Below are 19468 nucleotides of genomic sequence, written 5' to 3'. Positions count from 1 at the left end.
GTATATAGAAAGGTAGTGAGTTATGTCCAATTAACTTATATGGATGCTTGTTGATTAGTTATTGGCTAGTAACTGATTCGATATCAGTTAAGTTTACGTTCAAACGTTGAAAGTATTCGCCATATTTTTTTCGAGAAATATAATGATTAATTTCTATTGTATATTGTTCAATATCGAGTTCTGGATACTCAATATATATTACATTCTTTAAATCATTTTTTTCTAAATAAAGTAAATATGCTAATGGTAGATATTTAGGGTTAAAGTTTTTTAGATAAACAGTAGATCTAACCTCGGAAGGGGTATAATATTTTTTTTCACCAAAACGACTTTCAAGTGCTGGCATCAATTTAGCACCATATTTTTTGATTGCGCGAAATTTTAACAATGTGCTTTCCTTAGCCTATATTATCGTCATGAAAAAATATTGCGCGAATTATATACAGCAAGACATTGATGGTCAACCTAATCCTCTTTAAGCTCAGACTTATTTTATTTATGTGCGATAGCGTGAATAGTTTAGGTAAATGATGCTGTTGTTTTACCTACTAACAATAGCTTTAAAATAACTAAGTCACTAGATAAATAAAAAAGATAATGAAGGAAATAGCTAACTAAAAAATAGTTAGCTATTAATTGTTTGGTATTACTTCTTTGAATGTCTAGAAGCTAATACTGCCATTACTTCGCTTAAATCAATGTTCTGATCTTGCAGCAATACGATTGTGTGATAGAACAAATCGGCACACTCACCTAATAAATCTTCTTTAGTTTCTGCCACTGCTGCTAAGGCAACTTCAACACCTTCTTCACCTACTTTTTGCGCCATTTTGGTGGTACCACGTGAAAATAAGTGCGCAGTATAGCTGTCTTCAGGGGCGTCATTTTTGCGACTGGCGATAACTTGCTCAAGGTGGCTTAGAAAATTTTGTTGGCTAATTTTTTGCTCAGGGAAACAAGATTCTGTACCAAGGTGACAAGTAGGTCCTTGCGGACGACAGGCAATTAATAAGCTGTCTTGATCGCAGTCAGTTACCACTTGACTCACTTTCAAAAAGTTACCGCTTGTTTCGCCTTTACACCATAATGCTTGTTTCGCGCGGCTATAAAAAGTGGCTAAACCTGTACTTAACGTTTTCTCTAAGGCTTCAACATTCATATAGCCTTGCATTAACACCGCACCAGTATCTTGGTGCTGAATAATTGCTGGGATCATGCCCGTCATTTTATCCCATGCCAATTGGCTAATATTGTCATTTGTAATTAGCATAATCTGATCTCTACTTTTTCATTTTTAAGGGCTTGCTTTAATTCGTCCATCGGAATAATACCTTTATGGAAAACACTGGCAGCAAGGGCGCCATCAACATCTGCTTGTTGAAATACATCAACAAAGTGTGATATTTCGCCCGCGCCACCTGAGGCAATTAGAGGGACTTTACACAAATCTCTCACTTGTTTGAGCTGTGTAATATCATACCCTTGGCGAACGCCGTCTTGGTTCATGCAGTTAAGTACAATTTCACCAGCACCTAATTTTTGCACTTCTTGGATCCAATCTAAGGTGCGCCATTTAGTTTTTTGCGTTCGGGTTTCATCTCCGGTGAATTGATAAACTTGATATTCACCAGCGCCATTATTAGCGTCTTGATTGAAAAAGCTGTCAACACCGATAACAATACATTGTTGACCAAATACATCAGCTAAGCGCGAAATTAAACTTGGATCTCTTAATGCAGGAGAGTTGATCGATATTTTATCTGCGCCCATCATCAGTATTTGTTTTGCGTCTGCTTCGGTTTTTATGCCGCCAGCGACACAAAAGGGAATATCGATAACTTCGGCAATACGGCTAACCCAGCTTTTATCAACAACGCGGTCGTCTGAACTGGCAGTAATATCGTAAAAAACTAGTTCGTCAGCACCAGCTTGTGCATACTTTTGTGCCAGCGGTACGATGTCGCCAATAATCTCATGATTACGAAATTGAACACCTTTTACTACTTTACCGTCTCGAACATCAAGGCAAGGAATTATGCGTTTGGCCAACATGCGATTGCCTCCTCTAAGGTAAATTTACCTTCAAGTAGCGAGCGGCCAAGTATCACGCCATCAACGCCAGTAGGGATTAGTGCTTTAATATCATCTAAAGACCCAATACCGCCTGAAGCTTGCCATTTAATGCTTGGGTATTGCTGGCATAACTCTTGATACATACCAACGTTACTGCCAGTCAGGGTGCCGTCTTTACTGATGTCAGTACACAGTACATGAATTAAACCTGCTTCAATGTAATCATCTAATAATGTTTCTAAGTTAACGCCACTGTCTTTTATCCAACCGTGTGTGGGGAGGGTTTTATTGCCCATAGCATCAATTTTTACATCTAATGCGAGTACAATTTTTTCACCACCAAATTCTGTTATCCAGGTACGAACTAAATCAGGCTCTTTTATCGCGAGTGAACCAATAACAACACGGTCTGCGCCTAAGTTAAGTAACTGTTGTACGTCTTCTTTACAGCGCACGCCACCACCTACTTGTATGATCATAGTATCGTGCTTGACCAAAGTTTCAAGCAAGGTTAATTGGCGTTTGTTGCTATCTTTTGCGCCGTCTAAGTCAACAAAGTGCATGACCGTTGCACCCGCTTTAGCGTAAACGTTTTGTCGTTCTTTTGCGGTATATTGATAATTAGTCTTTTGCTGGTAATCACCTTGAAATAACCGTACGACTTCACCGTCGATTAAATCAATTGCTGGGATCATCATGGCTTACATCTCCAAAAAATTTTTAATGATTTTACTGCCAAGCGCGCTTGAGCGTTCTGGATGAAATTGGCAACCGATAAAATTGTCTTTTGCTATTGCCGCTGAAAATTCACTGCCGTATTGGCAGCGAGCAACTGTATATTCTGAAATAGGGGCAGCAAAGCTATGCACAAAATAGAAATAATCATCAGCGCTAATACCTTTGAATATTGCATGGTCGCTTACTTGCGTTAGGGTATTCCAACCCATGTGCGGCAAACGTAAACCGTTTGCTTGCAAGGGAGTAATATCGGTTGGAATCAAACCTAAACATTGCACTACTTCGTCTTTACCTGCGCCTTCAACAGACGTACGCGCCATTAATTGCATGCCTAAACAAAAGCCTAATACAGGTTGGGTAAGTTGCTGTAATGTTTGTACTAAACCTTTCGATACTATGTTTTCCATCGCATGGCGAGCACTACCTACACCGGGTAATATAACTTTATCGGCATTCTTAATCACATCAAGATCATCAGAAATAGTGATAGAAAAACCTAAGCGCTCAACGGCAAACTTTACTGATGATAAGTTTGCACAACCAGTATCAACAATCACAAAGTTAGCTTGTTTGTTCTCGCTCATGCTATAGGCACCCTTTGGTGCTTGGTAAGTCGTCACCGGCAACGGTTATGGCTTGGCGAAGTGCACGGCCAAATACTTTAAATAAGCTCTCAACTTGGTGATGACAGTTGCCTTCCGTGGTTGAAAGGTGCAGGGTGATTGCCATTGAGTCAGCTAACGAACGGAAAAAGTGCGAGACCATTTGTGTCGACATTTGGCCGACCATGTTATCACTAAAGTTGGCGTCAAACTCTAACCAAGGACGACCAGAAAGATCAATCGAACACTCGGCGCGACACTCGTCCATCGGTAATACAAAACCAAAACGACCAATGCCACGTTTGTCACCTAGTGCTTGTTTTAGCGCTTGGCCTAAAGCTAAAGCGGTATCTTCAACACTGTGATGTTCGTCAATGTGGTAGTCACCATCAACAGCTACTTGCATACTAAAACCGCCATGTGCAGCAATTTGTTCAAGCATATGGTCGAAAAAGCCTAAACCGGTTTTAATGCTAATATCGCCCACTTTATCTAAGTTAATAGCGACATTAATATCGGTTTCTTTTGTGGTACGCACTACTTTTGCAACTCTTGGGTTATTCAGTAGTTGTTCAGCAATATCATCCCAATTAAGTGTTTGGCGATTATATTTCATGGCTTTAATACCCATGTTAGCAGCAAGACCAACATCGGTATCGCGATCGCCAATAACATAAGAGTTGGCAAAGTTAACTTTACCTTGCTGTAAATAGTCGCTGACTAAACCGAGTTTAGGCTTGCGACAATTACAATTGTCTGTTTCGAAGTGTGGGCAAAGTAATACGTCATCAAAGGTAATACCTTGTGAAGTAAAAATCGCCATCATTTTATCATGCGGTAGGTCAAAATCGCTTTGTGGATAGCTTGTTGTACCTAACCCATCTTGATTAGAAACCATGACTAATCGAAAGCCTTTTTTCTGTAAGGCAATTAATACTGGAATTACGTTTGGCTCAAACACTAACTTTTCTAAGCTATCGACTTGTTTATCAGTAATTGGCTCTTCTATTAACGTACCGTCTCGGTCAATAAATAAAATGTTTTCTTGGCTCATATTAATTCTCTTGTGCCAGCGTTTGGGCTGTTGTAGTGGTAAAACTATTAATAATAGTTTGTTGTAATAGTGAAAGTTCGCTTTCACTGCCAATGCTAATGCGTAAACAATTTGCTAAGTTTTGTTGCTTTGATTGGTCGCGTATTAAGATACCTTGTTCTACTAAACCATTAAAAATAAAGTCTTTTAATTCGGTACTTTTACAGCGAAATAAAACAAAATTAGCATCACTGTTAAATACTTCGCTACACCATTGTTGTGCGTTTAACCATGTCGCTAATTGTGTTCTTAGTGTATCAGTTTCATTTACGCGAGTACGCATATGCTCAAGCCCTGGATTTGCTAAAGCTTCACTTGCTATATCAGCAACGGGCGTTGAAATAGGGTAGGGAGCGATAACTTTGCTGAGCATGGTGATAACATCTGTATTCGCAAGGGTAAAACCACAGCGTAAACCGGCCAAGGCAAACGCTTTTGAAAGGGTTCTTAAAATCACCAAATGCGGATAATGTTCAAGCCAACTTGCTACTGTTTGCGCTGGGCTAAATTCGATATAAGCTTCGTCAACCACAACAATAGCTGTTTCAGCAAAAAGCTCAAGCGCGGCTTTAATGTCTTGCTGCGCGAGTAAGTTGCCAGTTGGATTACCGGGAGAGCATAAAAACACGACTTTGGCTTGGCCAACTTGTGCTTTTAATCCTGTTAAATCCAAAGACATTGTCGATGTTAATGGCACTTTAATAATATCAGCACCATGGTTTTCAGCACTAATGGCATACATACCATAAGTGGGAGGACAAATAATAATGCTGTCTTGATATGCTTGGCAAAAAGTTCTGATGATTAGTTCAATTCCTTCATCAGCGCCACGTGTTGCTAACAAGTTTTCTGGCGCTATTTCACTGTATTGGCTATAAGCATTGATCAGCTTCTGTGGCTGAAAGTCAGGGTAGCGATTAATGCTGTCACTGTTAACTTGATAACTACCGGTGCCAGAAGCTTCGTTGGCGTTGAGCCAAACTTTGCCTTGTGTTGCGCCGCCGCTAGCAAACAGTCTGCGAGCTGACTGATACGGCACCATATCGATGAGTTCTTTACGGGCTAACTTGTTGGCAATACTCATTTACGACTCCGTGCTTATTGTTGATGAATTATCAATTTCAGCTTCTAAGCGAATGGTTACTGCGCGTTTGTGAGCATCTAATCCTTCTGCATCGGTTAACTCACAAATACATTCGGCGATTGAACTAAGGCCTTCGCGTGTTATTTCTTGTACGGTAAAGCGTCTTGAAAAATCAGCAAGTGATAAACTACTAATCACTTTGGAATAACCGTAAGTTGGTAATACGTGATTGGTACCACTGGCATAATCACCGGCAGATTCTGGTGTATAAGCGCCCACAAAAATAGAACCAGCGTTACGTAAACTTGTTAATAACTGCTGAGCATTGTCGGTTTGAACAATCAAATGTTCTGGACCATATTCATTAGACACTTCAACAGCTTGCTCTAAATCTTTGGTTAATATTAAACGACTTTGCTGTAATGCTTGGCGAGCTATGGTTGCTCTAGATAACGTTGCAAGTTGTGCTTCTAAAGCGAGTTGCACGCCATTTATTAAAGTTTCGCTGTCAGATAATAAAATAACTTGGCTATCAGGCCCATGTTCGGCTTGCGAGAGTAAGTCGGCAGCGACAAAGCTAGCATTAGCATTGGCGTCTGCGATGACCAGTACTTCTGATGGTCCGGCAGGCATGTCAATCGCAAAGCCATTGACTTGCTGTGACAACTGTTTTTTAGCTTCAGTAACATATTTATTACCTGGGCCAAATATTTTATTTACCGCGGCAATACTTTCAGTGCCAAAGGCTAACGCTGCACAGGCTTGTGCGCCGCCGACGCTATAAATTTCATCAATATCACAGAGTGAAGCTGCTACTAATATTTCGTCAGCTAATTGTCCGCTTTTATTTGGAGGACAAACTAATACTTTACGTGAGCACTTGGCTAGTTGGGCTGGCACACCTAGCATAAGTACTGTTGATGGTAATGGAGCACTCCCTGCTGGAATGTACAAACCCACGCTATCAATAGCTTCAGTTTTTAAGGTACATACAACACCAGGGGTAGTTTCCACACGAATATCTTCACTGATTTGTGCTTGGTGAAAACGTCGTATTTGACCATAAGCTGTTTCAATTGCTTGCAAACGCTTTACTGTTAACCGCGCTTTTGCTGCAACAACTTGTGCTGAAGTTACTTTGAGTGTGCTAAGTTTCACGCCGTCAAATTTTTCAGTTAAATCAAATAAGGCTTTATCACCATTTTCTCTAACATTAGCGAGAATATTTTCAACTTGTTGAGACAATAATCCGCTTTCTGCAATAGCGGGGCGTGCAAGCGCAAACCCCCGTTCGCTATCAGACAAATTTTCCCAAACAATTAAATCTTTTAGTTTGGTTGTGTCTTGGTTATTTATGCTCATTGTTTAGCCCATCATTTTTTCAATTGGCATAACTAAAATAGAGTTACAACCTAACGCGTTAAGTTCCTCCATTGTTTCCCAGAAAAATGTTTCTGTAGCCACAACGTGCACAGCAACAAGATCATCACGACCAGCTAATGGCAGTATCGTTGGCGTTTCTTTTCCTGGCATTAATGCGCTAACTTGAGCAATTTTATCTTTTGGTGCGTGTAGCATAATGTATTTACTTTCTTTTGCTTTCATTACACCTTGAATACGCGGTAATAAAGTATCAAGAATAGCTTGTTTTTCAGGTGCTAAGGTACTTACCGTTTGAATTAATGAGGCTTTGGATTGAAATATTTCTTCCACTTCAACCAAGCCATTAGCTTCTAAAGTTGCACCGGTTGACACTAAATCACAAATACCATCTGACAAACCTACACGTGGTGCTACTTCAACAGAGCCTTTTAATAAACAAAATTCGACGTTTATGCCATTTTTCTTAGCATAACGGTTGAGTAATTGTGGGTAAGTTGTCGCAAATCTTAAACCGTCTAGACTTTTTATCCCTTTATAATTAAAACCTTCTGGCATAGCGATTGATAATCGACAACCGCCAAAGTTTAAACCTGTTGTGCGAATGTATTTTGATTTTTGTTCCATTAAGGCACGTTCTAACGCTGCTTCTTCTAAGGTATTGTCGCCGACAATACCTAAATCACAAACACCGTCCATTACTAAACCTGGAATATCGCTACTACGCACACGCATAATATCTATTGGCATATTGGTAACATGAGCAAGTAAACGGCGATCAGTAACATTAAGTTTAAGGCCACAACGCTTTAATAGCGCTTGTGTGTCGTCGCTCAAGCGACCTGATTTTTGCATTGCAATGCGTAAGCGTGGTTCTGATGACATGTTATTTTCCTATTAAATTTTTAAATTCTTATACTATTTAGTCACATTTAATATGGTGAAATTAATCATGTATATACAATTGTATAGCCATAAAAATGCGAAAACCCCCGAGAGAGGTGAACTCTTTCGGGGGTTTAGAAATTAATTTTCATTTATCTTACACCGCTGAAAGGTTCAAAGCCCCCCAGCGAAAAAACCTGAGCAGCTAGTCCGTATGATGGTGATGATGATGGATGGCGTTCAGATTTAAAGTCATATGTTATTTACTCTTTATGAATAATAATTTAAGTGTGTAAGTTAATTATCTAGCTTCTTATTAAATTAAAGTAGTTACTTTAATTAGTCTTTACATTACGTTGATTTTTGGAGCAGATCAAGGGATTAATACTTACTCGCTATGAAATTTTGAACTAAGCTAGTACTGTTTAGTTCTAAGTAATATAAAACAGCCCGATTAAAGGTTGGATTAGTCTTGTCGATATATGTATAAGTCTAAATAATCTGGCAAAAAGGATCACTGATGGATATTTTTACAACAGTACTAACCCGTGTTGTTCCGGTGCCCATAAAACCCGCTGACTTAAAGGTTAAAGCATTAACTAAGGGGGCAGCGGCAAATGCTGTTTCTGATGATATTGCTGGTTTGGAAGAGCAACCTTTATACCATACAAAAGTGGCCAAAGAAAAGTCACCTGATAAAGAAGATAATGCAAACGACTCATCAAAAGAAGCCGTTGAGCCATCAACGGTGCCTATCGATAACACGGGTCAGCATATTGATATATTTGATGATAGTGAGAGCACACCCGAAGAACAAGATGATAAACCTCACTTAGATATTTACATTTAACATCACGCCGCTGTTTTAATCCTAAAAATGCAGCACAGATATTAGTAACTACCTTGTGGCTTATTTTATTGCTATAGAATAACTATGATTGCCAATATTTCTCCTGTTATTTTTAACTGTGATGATTATAATGAGCGCAAATTAATTAATGCCGTATCCTTATGAGTGCTGTTGAACATGCGTTTTCACATCAAGGAGCTTTAGCAAAAGCTATTAGTGGCTTTTCTCCTCGCCAAGCTCAGCTCGATATGGCACTAGAAGTATCTAAAGCTATTGCGCAAAAAAGCAGTTTAATCGTAGAAGCAGGTACAGGAACGGGCAAAACATTTGCTTATTTAATTCCAGCGCTTTTAGCGAATAAAGCCAATGCTGAAAATGATGCCGGACAGATAAAAATTATTGTTTCAACCGGCACTAAAAACCTTCAAGAACAGCTATTTCATAAAGACTTACCTTTAATACGAAAAGCACTCGCTAGTAATGCTCAGGTGGCTTTATTAAAAGGACGCGCTAACTACCTTTGTATTTATCGTTTAGAACAATACCAGCAATCGCGTGGTCAACTTGACGCCCAAACATTAGCTGACTTTGTTAAAGTTCGTGCGTGGGCAAATGGCACACACAGTGGCGATATTGGTGAGTTGGTTAATGTCACTGAAGGCTCTCCTGTTTTCCCGTTTGTTACTAGCACCGTTGATAATTGCCTAGCAAAAGATTGCCCAAATATTGAAGATTGTTATTTAATTAAAGCACGAACAAAAGCCATTGATGCCGATTTGGTGGTGGTTAATCATCATTTATTCTTTGCTGATATGGCGCTAAAAGACAGCGGCTTTGGTGAGTTGATCCCGAAAGCTGATGTTATGATTTTTGATGAAGCACATCAAATAGCTGATATCGCCAGTGAATATTTTGGTGAAGCGTTTTCTACTCGCCAGATGCTTGATCTTTGTAGCGATGTGTTACAAGTGTATCGCACAGAATTAACCGACGTAAAACAATTAGCAAAAGCAGCAGAAAAACTGTTAAAAACCAGTCAAGAATTTCGCTTGTTATTTAGCTACGATCCAGAGCGTGGTAACTGGCGTGAAAAACATCAACAGCAACAATTTTCGCATGCATTTAAACTGTTAAAAACTGATTTAGATTTTCTTTACCAAGTGATTAAACTCTGTGTTTCTCGCAATGAAGCTATTGATAACTGTTTTGACCGAGCGGTAAACCTATTAGCACAATATGAAATAATGGCTGATGTAGATGCTATGGGCATGAGCTTTTGGTATGAAACTACGCCACGCCATGTTGTGCTGCATAAAACGCCATTATCAGTAGCTGACAAGTTTGGTACGTATGTAAAAGAGTCAGGCGCTGGCTGGATATTTACCTCGGCAACACTTGCTGTTGATGGCGCATTCAAACATTTCTCTAGCCATTTAGGCCTTGAAGATTCGGCCAGCTTATTACTTGATAGCCCGTTTGATTATGCTAAACAATCGCAATTAATAATACCGCGTTATTTGCCAGCCGCCAATGACATGAATCGTGCTAAAGCGCTATGTGAACTGGCTATTCCTTTGATTGAAGCCTGTGCAGGCGCATGTTTTATGCTATTTACCAGTTATCGCGTTATGCATCAGGTTGCTGAGTTATTAAACGAGCAAATTGATAACCCATTACTCGTGCAAGGGCAAATGGGTAAACGAAAGTTATTAGAAGAGTTTGTTGAGCAAGACAGTGCCGTTTTATTAGCTACGGCGAGTTTTTGGGAGGGCGTTGATGTTAGAGGTGACAAACTAACTTGTGTGATCATTGATAAATTGCCATTTGCTTCACCCAACGACCCTTTATTACAAGCACGTAGTGAAGATGTAAAGCGTCAAGGAAAAGATCCGTTTGCTCAAATTCAATTGCCGCAAGCGGTTATTGCATTAAAACAGGGCGTAGGGCGTTTAATTCGTGATGTAAATGATAACGGTATACTCGTTATATGTGACGACAGGTTAGTTAATCGGCCATACGGAGAAGTATTCCTTAAAAGTTTACCCGATATGAAACGCAGTCGAGATATTATCCAAGCCGCACAATTTTTAGCCCAAATTGCTGATCGAGATTAGTGTTGGTCAGTAAATATTTTTAATATTATAAATTGATACTGGAAAGCCTTTTGGCTAAAGAATTCTGGGTTTAATATAAAATAATGTTAAACTCCCCCACATAGAAAAACAGTAATTTTAAAAGGTTTTTGACGTGAATTTTTTGGCCATTGATGCCTCAACTGAAGCTTGTTCAGTTGCAATTAGATATAACGATAAACAGTTTAGCGAATACGAACTGTGTCCTCAGTCGCATAGTTTGCGTTTGCTCCCTATGATAGACAGCGTGTTAAAACAGGCTGAAGTTAAATTAACTGATCTTGATGGTATTATATTCGGGCAAGGGCCTGGTAGTTTTACCGGAGTTCGTATTGGAATAGGTGTAACACAAGGTTTAGCCTTTTCTGCTCAGTTGTTTGCTCGTGGTGTATCTACCTTACAAGCAATGGCCCAACAAGCTTTTGATGAAAAAGGAGAGCGTAAAGTTATTGCAGCAATAGACGCTCGAATGTCAGAAGTTTACACCTGCTACTTTGAAGTTGATGATCAAGGGATCATGCAACCGCAAACTGAAGAAACTGTGTTAGCACCTAATCTTGTCGCTCAATTTTATCAACATTTAGCACTGCCCGCTTATGGTGTTGGCACCGGCTGGGATGCTTATGCTGAACTAGTCAGTTTAATGTCAAATTCATCCGCTTCACCTGATATTTTATATCCAACTGCATTAGCCATGTTAACGATTGGACAAGTCGACTTTGATAAACACTGTGTTGATGCTGAACACGCACAACCCAAATATGTTCGTGATACCGTTTCATGGAAAAAGCTTCCTGGGCGATAAGTTTACTCGCACTGAACAACGCCACGATGCGTTTAATAGTTTTGATATCGCTTTTTAATTCAAGGTTAACCTGTTTATATCCGTTATCTTAGGAAAGGTAAGCGTTAGTTATCGATTGTGTTTAACGCTAAGTGGATAAAAAGTAGTGTTCACTTGAACAAGAATTTGTTAAATTAGCTTTTATGCAAGTAAACAATACCGCAAATTTAGCGGCCCAAGCGGCCCTATCGCTTAGAAATAGTAACGCTATTCCTGCTCAGGAACAGCGTTTAAGCACAGTTGCGCGTGAAAAGTTTAACAATGAAGAAAGTCAAACCCAAAAGTCACAGGCCGAAACTGATGGCCGTCAACGTTTAGATATTGACGAACAAGCTATTTCGCTTATTGAACGTGATCAACTTTCTCAATTTGACAGTCGAAATAACTTACAAAGAAATAATCAGCAAGGCGAGCAGTCAACTAACTATAATAGTGGTTATGATTCACCTTCTAATCAAAATCGATCAGCTGTAGCGGCATATCAGTCAGTTGGTGCTATTGCTCAACGTGACGATATTCAACAAATTTTTGGCGTTGACCTGTTTGCCTAATTTGCTTACCTGATTTTTATAGGATAATAACTATCACTCCTGCTTTAAAACTCCAATAATGCACATTAAACCTAAATACCACTTTTGGTTAATGTTATTAATCGCATTAATTATTTTACAACTGCCTTTTATTTCGATCCCTTTTAAATGGTTAGAAAGTTATTTTCATGAAATAAGTCATGGTTTAGCAGCACTAATAACCGGCGGCAGTATTGTAAAAATTCAATTATTTCCCAATGGTGCTGGCTTATGCACAACTCGTGGGGGCTCAGCATTTTTTATTAGCTTGATGGGATATGGGGGCGCGATATTGTGGGGGAGTTTAATCTTCTATTTAGCATCTAGTCATCAAAGAGTTGCCCAAGTGTTTTCTGTTCTGCTAGTGGTATTATTAGGCAGTAGCATTTTATTGTGGGTGCGTGATTTATTAACCTTATTTATTGTATTAATTTTACTGGCTTTGGTATTCGCACAAATAAAATACTCTTCTCATAAATATCTGCAAAAATTATTACAAGTTACAGGTTTGTTAGTGCTGATCAACAGTTTGATGAGTCCACTCTATTTACTTGATGGTCAATCCCGCGGTGACGGAGCGGCTTTAGCTGATTTGACTTATATCCCCGAGATAATTTGGGTTGTTATTTGGTTTTTTGCAGCATTATTTGCAACTTACAGGCTCAGTAAGATTTCATTACGCAGCTCACGTTAGTCAACAGCACAACATTACGGCATACAGCGTTCGCTTATCTCTGTGGCCAATTAAAGGATTTTTATGCCAAGTGATTACACAGTTAAAGCCGTAACATTTGAAATTAATGGCCGAAAAATTAGTGGTATAAGTAATGGCAATGAGCAGGGTAAATTGCTGTTATGCTTGCACGGTTGGCTTGATAATGCCGCAAGTTTTCAGCCACTACTACCTTATTTAACCAACTATCATGTTATTGCTATTGATTGGCCTGGGCATGGTTTATCTGATCATCGAAGTACTGATGCACATTATCACTTTTTAGACTGGGTCTATGACTTAATTGCGTTATTTCGAACACAGCAATGGCAAGCTATTGATATTGTCGGCCACTCTATGGGGGCTATGGTTGCTTGTTCATTCGCAGCAGCATTTCCTGAGCATGTAAGGACATTAACGCTGATTGATGCCATTGGTGTGTTAACTGCAGATGAAGCAACGACAACAACGCAATTGCGAAAAGGCCTATTAAGCCGTTTATCGCGAAACATAAGCACTAAAAAATATCATAGTAGTCTTGCTTCAGCTGTTGAAGCTAGAATGCAAGTATCAGATTTAGATAAAGCCAATGCCAAAATCATTGTTCAACGTGGTATTGAGCAAACAGCACAAGGATTTAAATGGCGCTCTGACAATCGATTACGTTCGACATCACCTTATCGATTAAGCATGACACAAGCAGAGCAAATTGTTGCCGATATAAAAACCCCTGCACAGCTGATTTATGCCAATAAAGGCATGTCTATGGTTGCTAAAGGCTTGAAGCGCTTTGGTCCATTGTTTAAAACGTTAACCGTACATAAGTTAATTGGTGGTCATCATGTTCATATGGAACAACCTGAGCAAGTTGTAACACGAATAAACGCGTTTATTCATCAACAAGAATTTAAAGAAGAGTAGCTAATTTCGATTAAGATTGTTAAGCGTGTTTTCTAGCTATTCGACTATAATAAGTTGTCTCATTATCCAGTTAATTTAAACAAGTGTTTAAATTAACTGGATCGACCAGTGAAAATTTGTTAAAAAGTATCATTAATAAAGAATAAGAATTTAAAGAGGAAAGGTACTGTGGAAAAAATTTGGCTTGAGAAGAGTTATCCACCCGGCGTTCCATTTGAAATTGATCCTGATAAATACGCTTCAATTGTCGATATGTTCCATAAATATACTGAGGTTTATGCTCAGCGTACTGCCTTTATTAATATGGGCGCAGAAATAAGTTACGGTGAACTTGCCGAGCAGGCTACAGCTTTTGCTGCGTATTTGCAGAAAGACTTAGGTTTAGTCAAGGGCGATAAATTTGCCATCATGGTGCCTAACTGCTTACAGTATCCAATTGCACTTTTTGGTGCTTTGTTAGCCGGTTTAACTGTCGTTAATGTTAATCCGTTATACACAGCAAGAGAATTAGAGCATCAATTAAATGATTCGAATACTAAAGCAATTTTAATTATTGAAAACTTTGCGAGTATTTTAGAAAAAGTAATTGATAAGACCGCTGTTGAAAAAGTTATTTTAACGTCACTGGGCGACCGCCTAGGCACAGTTAAAGGTGCGATTGTTAATGGTGTCGTTAAATACATTAAAAAAATGGTACCAGCCTTCAACCTTTCAAATACTGTACGTTTTAATAAGGTACTTGCTCAAGGTTCAAAACATCAATTTACAGCGGTAAAACTTAAAGGTGAGGATTTAGCCTTTTTACAATATACCGGTGGTACAACAGGTGTTTCTAAAGGTGCCATGCTTACACACCGCAATATGGTTGCTAACTTAGAGCAAGCCAAAGCGGCGATTGCACCACAACTTGAAGAAGGAAAAGAACTAGTTGTTACAGCGTTACCGCTTTATCATATTTTTGCTTTAACGGCGAATTGCTTGACCTTTATCACGCTAGGTGGCACAAATTTATTGATCACTAACCCGCGTGATATGCCGGGTTTTGTCAAAGAGTTAGCAAAATATGACTTTACCGCTATAACGGGTGTAAATACGTTATTTAATGGTTTATTAAACACTCCTGGCTTTAGTGAGTTAGATTTTTCTAAGTTAAAATTATCACTAGGCGGTGGTATGGCTGTTCAGCGCCCCGTTGCTGAAAAGTGGGAAAGTGTTACAAAAACTCGCCTACTTGAAGGTTATGGTTTGACTGAATGTGCGCCATTAGTCACCTTGTGTCCTTATAATCAAGAGCATTACAGTGGCACTATTGGTTTGCCAGCTTCTTCAACCGATATTAGAATTGTGTTAGAAGATGGCAGCGATGCAAAGATTGGTGAAGCGGGTGAAATGTGGGTTAAAGGCCCACAAGTAATGAAAGGCTATTACAACCGACAAGAAGCAACAGATGAAATTCTAAAAGACGGTTGGTTAGCAACAGGTGATATTGCTTGTATGGACGAAAATGGATTTTTCAAAATTGTAGACCGCAAAAAAGATATGATCATTGTTTCTGGCTTTAATGTCTTCCCGAACGAAATTGAAGAAGTTTTAGCGAGTCATGCAGGGGTGTTAGAAGCTGCTGCAGTAGGCATTCCTCATGAAGCAAGTGGTGAAGTGGTTAAAGTGTTTGTCGTGCGCAAAGATCCTAATTTAACTGAAGCTGACTTGATTAAACATTGTCGTGAAAATTTAACCAATTATAAAGTGCCAAAATTGGTAGAGTTTCGTGACGAGTTGCCAAAAACTAATGTCGGTAAAATTTTACGACGTGAATTGCGTTAATACTGCTTTCGCTATTTAACTTTACTGCAAAAAGTTACACAAAAAAGGCCAACATTAGTTGGCCTTTTTTGTGTTTAGAGCATGCTCAGATAACCTGACTTCCAAGGCACTAGTCAATCCTATGCTTCAATCAATGGTCAGTTTTTTCTGATAAGACTACTGAATTGATATATCAGCAAATAACTATTGTGCGTTTAGTCGTTGACTGTTAATTGCTTTACTGTCATCGGCCATAAGATATACATACAGTGGCATAATATCTTCTGGAGACGCAATAGTCGTTTTATCTTCAGCAGGGTATGCAACCGAACGCATATTAGTATTTGTAGCACCAGGGTTAATTACGTTAGTTCTCAGTGCACTATTTTCATACTCATCAGCAATAACTTGCATCATGCCTTCAGTCGCAAATTTAGAAATACTGTATGCGCCCCAATAAGCTTTACCTTTGTTACCTACACCTGAAGAAGTAAAAACTAGTGATGAACTTTGAGCTTTAAGCATTACAGGTATCAATGCTTGTGATAATAAAAATTGCGCATTGATGTTAACTTGCATTACGTCTTGCCAAGTTTGATGATGTATTTGGTTAAACGGTGTTAACTCGCCTAATATTGAGGCATTAAGTAATGCGCCATCTAATTGGCCAAATTGACTTTCAATTGTTGAAGCTAAATCAATATAGTTCTGTTTCGTTGCACCTTTTAGATCCAACGGTACTATAGCGGGTTCAGGGTAACCTTTAGCGAGAATGTCATCATAAACGGCTTCAAGTTTTGCAACGGTTTTACCTAATAAAATAACTGTGGCGCCTAACTCTGCATAAGTTAATGCGGCTTGGCGACCTATACCAGCACCTGCACCAGTAATTAAAATGGTTTTGTTCGCTAAAATTTGTGGTGTTATTGCGTATTCAAACATATGATTAATTGCTAAAAAAATTTGTTAATAATTCTACTACTTTCATTAGTAGGCTGACGAGTTTTTTTCGATAGAATTCACCATTTACAGCATAAAACTGTTAATAAATAAAAAAATCACTAGCACTTGATCTATTCTTGAGTTAAGTTTGACTGGTCGAACAAGTTGAAGTTAATGCTAGGATAAGTATAAAAATCAACAATAATGAAGAATAATAAATATATGCTCTGAAAATTTCTTAGCTTATAAAAATAAAGACTAGAACGTGGGGAGATAAAATGAAAAAGCTAGTACTCAGTCTCGCAATAGCCAGCACATTAGGTTTAAGTGCTTGTGGAGACGAAACAATACAAGATGTCGAAAATGAAGTTGCTGAAAATGGCTCAGCCGTAACAGCGACAGCACGTGTTAAATTTGATCCCGCAGCAGGCGCTGCAGGGCTTTCTATTCCAAATGATTTGATTTTCTCTGGCACGCTTGATGGCACTTTAGAAATACCGGTTGATGATCCAACTGATGGTTCTGATCCTTTTGTTGCTATTAGTGCTCTTGATGGCTGGTCTATCTCTCAACCTTTTTCACTGGGTATTGAGTTTCCTGCAGGCACTTCTTTAGAAGCCAGCAGCGCTTCAGAGCCTGCTTCGGTTAGAATTTTTGAAGCTGTTATGGGTGGCGATGCTAATGACAGTGATTGTACCGCGGTTACACGTGGACTAGCTTGTAAAATTGTAGCTGAACTAACCTTTGGCGTAGATTTTGTTACGAGAGGCTCAGCGACTGGCGTATCTGTTATTCCAACACAACCGCTAAAAGCTGAAACTACCTACATTATGATGATGTCAAATAATCTTCGTGATAATAACGGTAAAGCTATCGCAGGTTCTAGTACCTATGAATTAGCACGACAAGATATCAACACATTGCCTTTAGGTAATGAGTCACAATTAGGTCTACAAGCCGCAATCAATAGTTACGAAGCTGCGCTTGTTTCTGCAGGCGTAGATAGCAACACTATTATTTATAGTGCAGCGATGACGACACAGTCAACAACTCGAGTTTTGAGTACGGTTAAGTCGTTAATGGCAGCTGGCGTACCGCAAATGGTGGCGAATGCACAAGCGGGTAATCCTGCTGTTGCTGTTGCTGATACTGGTATTTCAGTTGCTACGGTATTGGCTGGTTTTATTCCAGCAGAATTAGTGCCGCTATATTCAGCAGCTAATTATATTCGCGGCTCTATTACATTACCTTACTATTCAGGTATACCTTCGGCTGAAAACCCGCTTGCACCCGTTAATGATTGGTGGCGTGCGCGCTGTGATTCAGGCGCAACACTTGCTGGTTTAGCAGCTGCAAACCCTGCGGCAATTCCAGCTGGCCCGTTAGATGCTAATGATGGCTTTTGTATGAATTTTGGCTTACGCGATTTAAGTTCAGTTATGGCGATTGATACTGAACGTAACTTAACTAAGTTTAATCCAATTCCAGCTACAAGTGCGATGTTACCTATTGATGTACAAATGACCACGCCAGATTTAGCTTGGGCTAACCCGGTACGTGCAAATATGGGATTACCGGCCTTAGAAGAACCTGAAAATGGCTGGCCTGTAGCTATGTTAGTACATGGTATTACATCAACTAAAGAGCAAATGTTACCAATTACAGGTATTTTATCCGTATTTGGTATCGCTACTATTGCGATAGATCAACCCTTACATGGTAGCCGTGGTTTTGACTTAAACGGTGATTCTGTTGATGATATTAACACCAGTACCGTATCAACCTTACATTATGTGAACTTAGGTAGCATGCTAACTATGCGTGATAATACGCGTCAAAGTACTGCTGACTTATTAGGTTTACGTTTAGGTATGAACTTCCTAGGTGGTGTTCATGTTGAAGGAAATCCGGTTAAAATAGATAGCTCTAAAGTTCACCTTTTAGGTCACTCATTAGGTGGCATATATGGTATGAATACAGTTGGTTTAGCGAATACTGAGTTAAGCCCACAAGTAGACGGCTTATTTAACATTGCTAGCACATCTTTAGCTATGCCTGGTTTAATGTTAGCTAATTTTGGTATTGATTCACCGGCATTTGAAGGTTTAGCTAAATCTAACCTTACCTTGCAGTTATCGCCTGACTTTAAAGCAGCGGTTGACGCAACTTTACCTGCTGGGTATACCCAAACGGAATTGAGTGACTTCTACTTTGCTTTTTACGATGCCTTAACAGTTGAACAAAAAGCAACATTAGATGCTGGTTTTGCGCAGTTTACATTTGCTGCACAAACGGTGACTGACTCAGGCGACCCAATTGCTTATGTGCAAACACTAGCCGCTACTCAAACCCCGACACATTTAATTGAAGTAGTGGGCAATGGTGCTGATAACCTTCCAGACCAAACAGTGACTAATACGGCACCATTTACGCCAATGGGCGGTACTGAACCTGCGATTGCTTTCCTAGGCTTACCAAGTGTTAGCGAAACAACACAAGGTTCTGGTGCGGTAAGGTTTGTTAGTGGTCATCATAGTTCAATATTGAACCCACTTCCTGATGCAGCAGGTGCTTCGCCTGACGCTGAATTAAGTGCTCGAGCTACGCAAGAAATGCAAACGCAAGTTGCGACATTCTTTGCAAGCATGGGACAACTAATTACAGTTACAGACGCTGCAGTTGTAAAACAAGACTAAGTTTACCTTAAGTCAAAAAAAGCCCTCATTAGAGGGCTTTTTTATTGGTGCTTATTTACAAGGTTAACTTTATTGAATAATTTGAGCATAGACCTTTATTTATAAACTAATTACCCCATATTGTTAGATAGAATAATTTTAAAA

18 protein-coding genes are annotated in these 19468 nt (G+C 39.3%); 8 read left to right on the top strand and 10 right to left on the bottom strand.

The features are described from left to right. Positions 1-58: 58 nt before the first annotated feature. The 9 genes from H4J50_RS08350 to hisG form a co-directional block, all read right to left on the bottom strand. On the bottom strand, positions 59-388 hold the full coding sequence (locus H4J50_RS08350; protein ID WP_108456462.1) for a hypothetical protein: 330 nt from the start codon (positions 386-388) through the stop codon (positions 59-61). 258 nt (positions 389-646) lie between these two features. Continuing rightward, positions 647-1270, bottom strand: coding sequence for a bifunctional phosphoribosyl-AMP cyclohydrolase/phosphoribosyl-ATP diphosphatase HisIE (gene hisIE, locus H4J50_RS08345; protein ID WP_182255650.1), 624 nt, complete (start codon positions 1268-1270; stop codon positions 647-649). Next, positions 1264-2052, bottom strand: coding sequence for an imidazole glycerol phosphate synthase subunit HisF (hisF, locus tag H4J50_RS08340; protein ID WP_108456460.1), 789 nt, complete (start codon positions 2050-2052; stop codon positions 1264-1266). The genes hisIE and hisF overlap by 7 nt, the downstream gene beginning before the upstream one ends. Further along, entirely contained in the window at positions 2034-2771 is a 738-nt protein-coding gene (hisA, locus tag H4J50_RS08335) for a 1-(5-phosphoribosyl)-5-[(5-phosphoribosylamino)methylideneamino]imidazole-4-carboxamide isomerase (RefSeq protein ID WP_182255648.1), read from the bottom strand. The genes hisF and hisA overlap by 19 nt, the downstream gene beginning before the upstream one ends. 3 nt (positions 2772-2774) lie before the next feature. Continuing rightward, positions 2775-3395 carry an imidazole glycerol phosphate synthase subunit HisH gene (gene hisH, locus H4J50_RS08330; RefSeq protein ID WP_182255646.1) on the bottom strand — a complete coding sequence of 207 codons (621 nt, stop codon included), beginning with the start codon at positions 3393-3395 and terminating at the stop codon, positions 2775-2777. A 1-nt stretch (position 3396) separates the two neighbouring features. After that, entirely contained in the window at positions 3397-4467 is a 1071-nt protein-coding gene (gene hisB, locus H4J50_RS08325; protein ID WP_182255644.1) for a bifunctional histidinol-phosphatase/imidazoleglycerol-phosphate dehydratase HisB, read from the bottom strand. 1 nt (position 4468) lies between these two features. Beyond that, on the bottom strand, positions 4469-5590 hold the full coding sequence (gene hisC / locus H4J50_RS08320) for a histidinol-phosphate transaminase (RefSeq protein WP_182255642.1): 1122 nt from the start codon (positions 5588-5590) through the stop codon (positions 4469-4471). Next, positions 5591-6952 (bottom strand): histidinol dehydrogenase, encoded by a 1362-nt coding sequence (hisD, locus tag H4J50_RS08315; protein WP_182255640.1) that lies wholly within the window; start codon positions 6950-6952, stop codon positions 5591-5593. It abuts the gene before it with no gap. Positions 6953-6955: 3 nt separating this feature from the next. Beyond that, entirely contained in the window at positions 6956-7855 is a 900-nt protein-coding gene (gene hisG, locus H4J50_RS08310) for an ATP phosphoribosyltransferase (protein WP_182255638.1), read from the bottom strand. 520 nt (positions 7856-8375) lie between these two features. On the opposite strand from hisG, the gene H4J50_RS08305 reads away from it, so the two are divergent. The 7 genes from H4J50_RS08305 (at position 8376) to fadD (ending at position 15707) form a co-directional block, all read left to right on the top strand. Further along, positions 8376-8705 carry a hypothetical protein gene (locus H4J50_RS08305; protein ID WP_182255636.1) on the top strand — a complete coding sequence of 110 codons (330 nt, stop codon included), beginning with the start codon at positions 8376-8378 and terminating at the stop codon, positions 8703-8705. Positions 8706-8866: 161 nt separating this feature from the next. Then, positions 8867-10819: an ATP-dependent DNA helicase gene (locus tag H4J50_RS08300; RefSeq protein ID WP_182255634.1), complete on the top strand. Its 1953-nt coding sequence runs from the start codon at positions 8867-8869 to the stop codon at positions 10817-10819. Positions 10820-10952: 133 nt separating this feature from the next. Next, positions 10953-11642, top strand: a complete 690-nt coding sequence (tsaB, locus tag H4J50_RS08295; RefSeq protein WP_182255632.1) for a tRNA (adenosine(37)-N6)-threonylcarbamoyltransferase complex dimerization subunit type 1 TsaB — start codon at positions 10953-10955, stop codon at positions 11640-11642. A gap of 182 nt (positions 11643-11824) precedes the next feature. Continuing rightward, positions 11825-12232 carry a hypothetical protein gene (locus H4J50_RS08290; protein ID WP_182255630.1) on the top strand — a complete coding sequence of 136 codons (408 nt, stop codon included), beginning with the start codon at positions 11825-11827 and terminating at the stop codon, positions 12230-12232. A gap of 58 nt (positions 12233-12290) precedes the next feature. Then, entirely contained in the window at positions 12291-12944 is a 654-nt protein-coding gene (locus H4J50_RS08285; RefSeq protein ID WP_182255628.1) for a M50 family metallopeptidase, read from the top strand. A 63-nt stretch (positions 12945-13007) separates the two neighbouring features. Continuing rightward, the gene (locus H4J50_RS08280) at positions 13008-13883 is read left to right on the top strand and encodes an alpha/beta fold hydrolase (RefSeq protein ID WP_182255626.1); all 876 of its coding nucleotides are present in this window, start codon (positions 13008-13010) and stop codon (positions 13881-13883) included. 168 nt (positions 13884-14051) lie between these two features. Then, positions 14052-15707 (top strand): long-chain-fatty-acid--CoA ligase FadD, encoded by a 1656-nt coding sequence (gene fadD, locus H4J50_RS08275; RefSeq protein WP_182255624.1) that lies wholly within the window; start codon positions 14052-14054, stop codon positions 15705-15707. Between the two features lie 183 nt (positions 15708-15890). Here the strand turns inward: fadD and H4J50_RS08270 are convergent, their stop codons facing one another. Next, positions 15891-16628: a YciK family oxidoreductase gene (locus H4J50_RS08270; protein ID WP_108456446.1), complete on the bottom strand. Its 738-nt coding sequence runs from the start codon at positions 16626-16628 to the stop codon at positions 15891-15893. A 278-nt stretch (positions 16629-16906) separates the two neighbouring features. Here H4J50_RS08270 and H4J50_RS08265 point away from each other — a divergent pair, with 278 nt between their 5' ends. Further along, positions 16907-19324, top strand: a complete 2418-nt coding sequence (locus H4J50_RS08265) for a VolA/Pla-1 family phospholipase (RefSeq protein WP_182255622.1) — start codon at positions 16907-16909, stop codon at positions 19322-19324. The last annotated feature ends 144 nt before the right edge of the window (positions 19325-19468 follow it).

The sequence above is a fragment of the Colwellia sp. 6M3 genome (genome assembly GCF_014077595.1).
GTDB lineage: Bacteria > Pseudomonadota > Gammaproteobacteria > Enterobacterales > Alteromonadaceae > Cognaticolwellia.
This window is presented reverse-complemented; position numbering and strand designations above follow the sequence as displayed.

Excerpts from the sequence above, each read along its gene's own strand:
- hisIE (WP_182255650.1), bottom strand. The coding sequence starts at position 1,270 with ATGCTAATTACAAATGACAATATTAGCCAATTGGCATGGGATAAAATG.
- hisF (WP_108456460.1), bottom strand. The coding sequence starts at position 2,052 with ATGTTGGCCAAACGCATAATTCCTTGCCTTGATGTTCGAGACGGTAAA.
- hisA (WP_182255648.1), bottom strand. The coding sequence starts at position 2,771 with ATGATGATCCCAGCAATTGATTTAATCGACGGTGAAGTCGTACGGTTA.
- hisH (WP_182255646.1), bottom strand. The coding sequence starts at position 3,395 with ATGAGCGAGAACAAACAAGCTAACTTTGTGATTGTTGATACTGGTTGT.
- hisB (WP_182255644.1), bottom strand. The coding sequence starts at position 4,467 with ATGAGCCAAGAAAACATTTTATTTATTGACCGAGACGGTACGTTAATA.
- hisC (WP_182255642.1), bottom strand. The coding sequence starts at position 5,590 with ATGAGTATTGCCAACAAGTTAGCCCGTAAAGAACTCATCGATATGGTG.
- hisD (WP_182255640.1), bottom strand. The coding sequence starts at position 6,952 with ATGAGCATAAATAACCAAGACACAACCAAACTAAAAGATTTAATTGTT.
- hisG (WP_182255638.1), bottom strand. The coding sequence starts at position 7,855 with ATGTCATCAGAACCACGCTTACGCATTGCAATGCAAAAATCAGGTCGC.
- H4J50_RS08305 (WP_182255636.1), top strand. The coding sequence starts at position 8,376 with ATGGATATTTTTACAACAGTACTAACCCGTGTTGTTCCGGTGCCCATA.
- H4J50_RS08300 (WP_182255634.1), top strand. The coding sequence starts at position 8,867 with ATGAGTGCTGTTGAACATGCGTTTTCACATCAAGGAGCTTTAGCAAAA.
- H4J50_RS08290 (WP_182255630.1), top strand. The coding sequence starts at position 11,825 with ATGCAAGTAAACAATACCGCAAATTTAGCGGCCCAAGCGGCCCTATCG.
- H4J50_RS08285 (WP_182255628.1), top strand. The coding sequence starts at position 12,291 with ATGCACATTAAACCTAAATACCACTTTTGGTTAATGTTATTAATCGCA.
- H4J50_RS08280 (WP_182255626.1), top strand. The coding sequence starts at position 13,008 with ATGCCAAGTGATTACACAGTTAAAGCCGTAACATTTGAAATTAATGGC.
- H4J50_RS08270 (WP_108456446.1), bottom strand. The coding sequence starts at position 16,628 with ATGTTTGAATACGCAATAACACCACAAATTTTAGCGAACAAAACCATT.
- H4J50_RS08265 (WP_182255622.1), top strand. The coding sequence starts at position 16,907 with ATGAAAAAGCTAGTACTCAGTCTCGCAATAGCCAGCACATTAGGTTTA.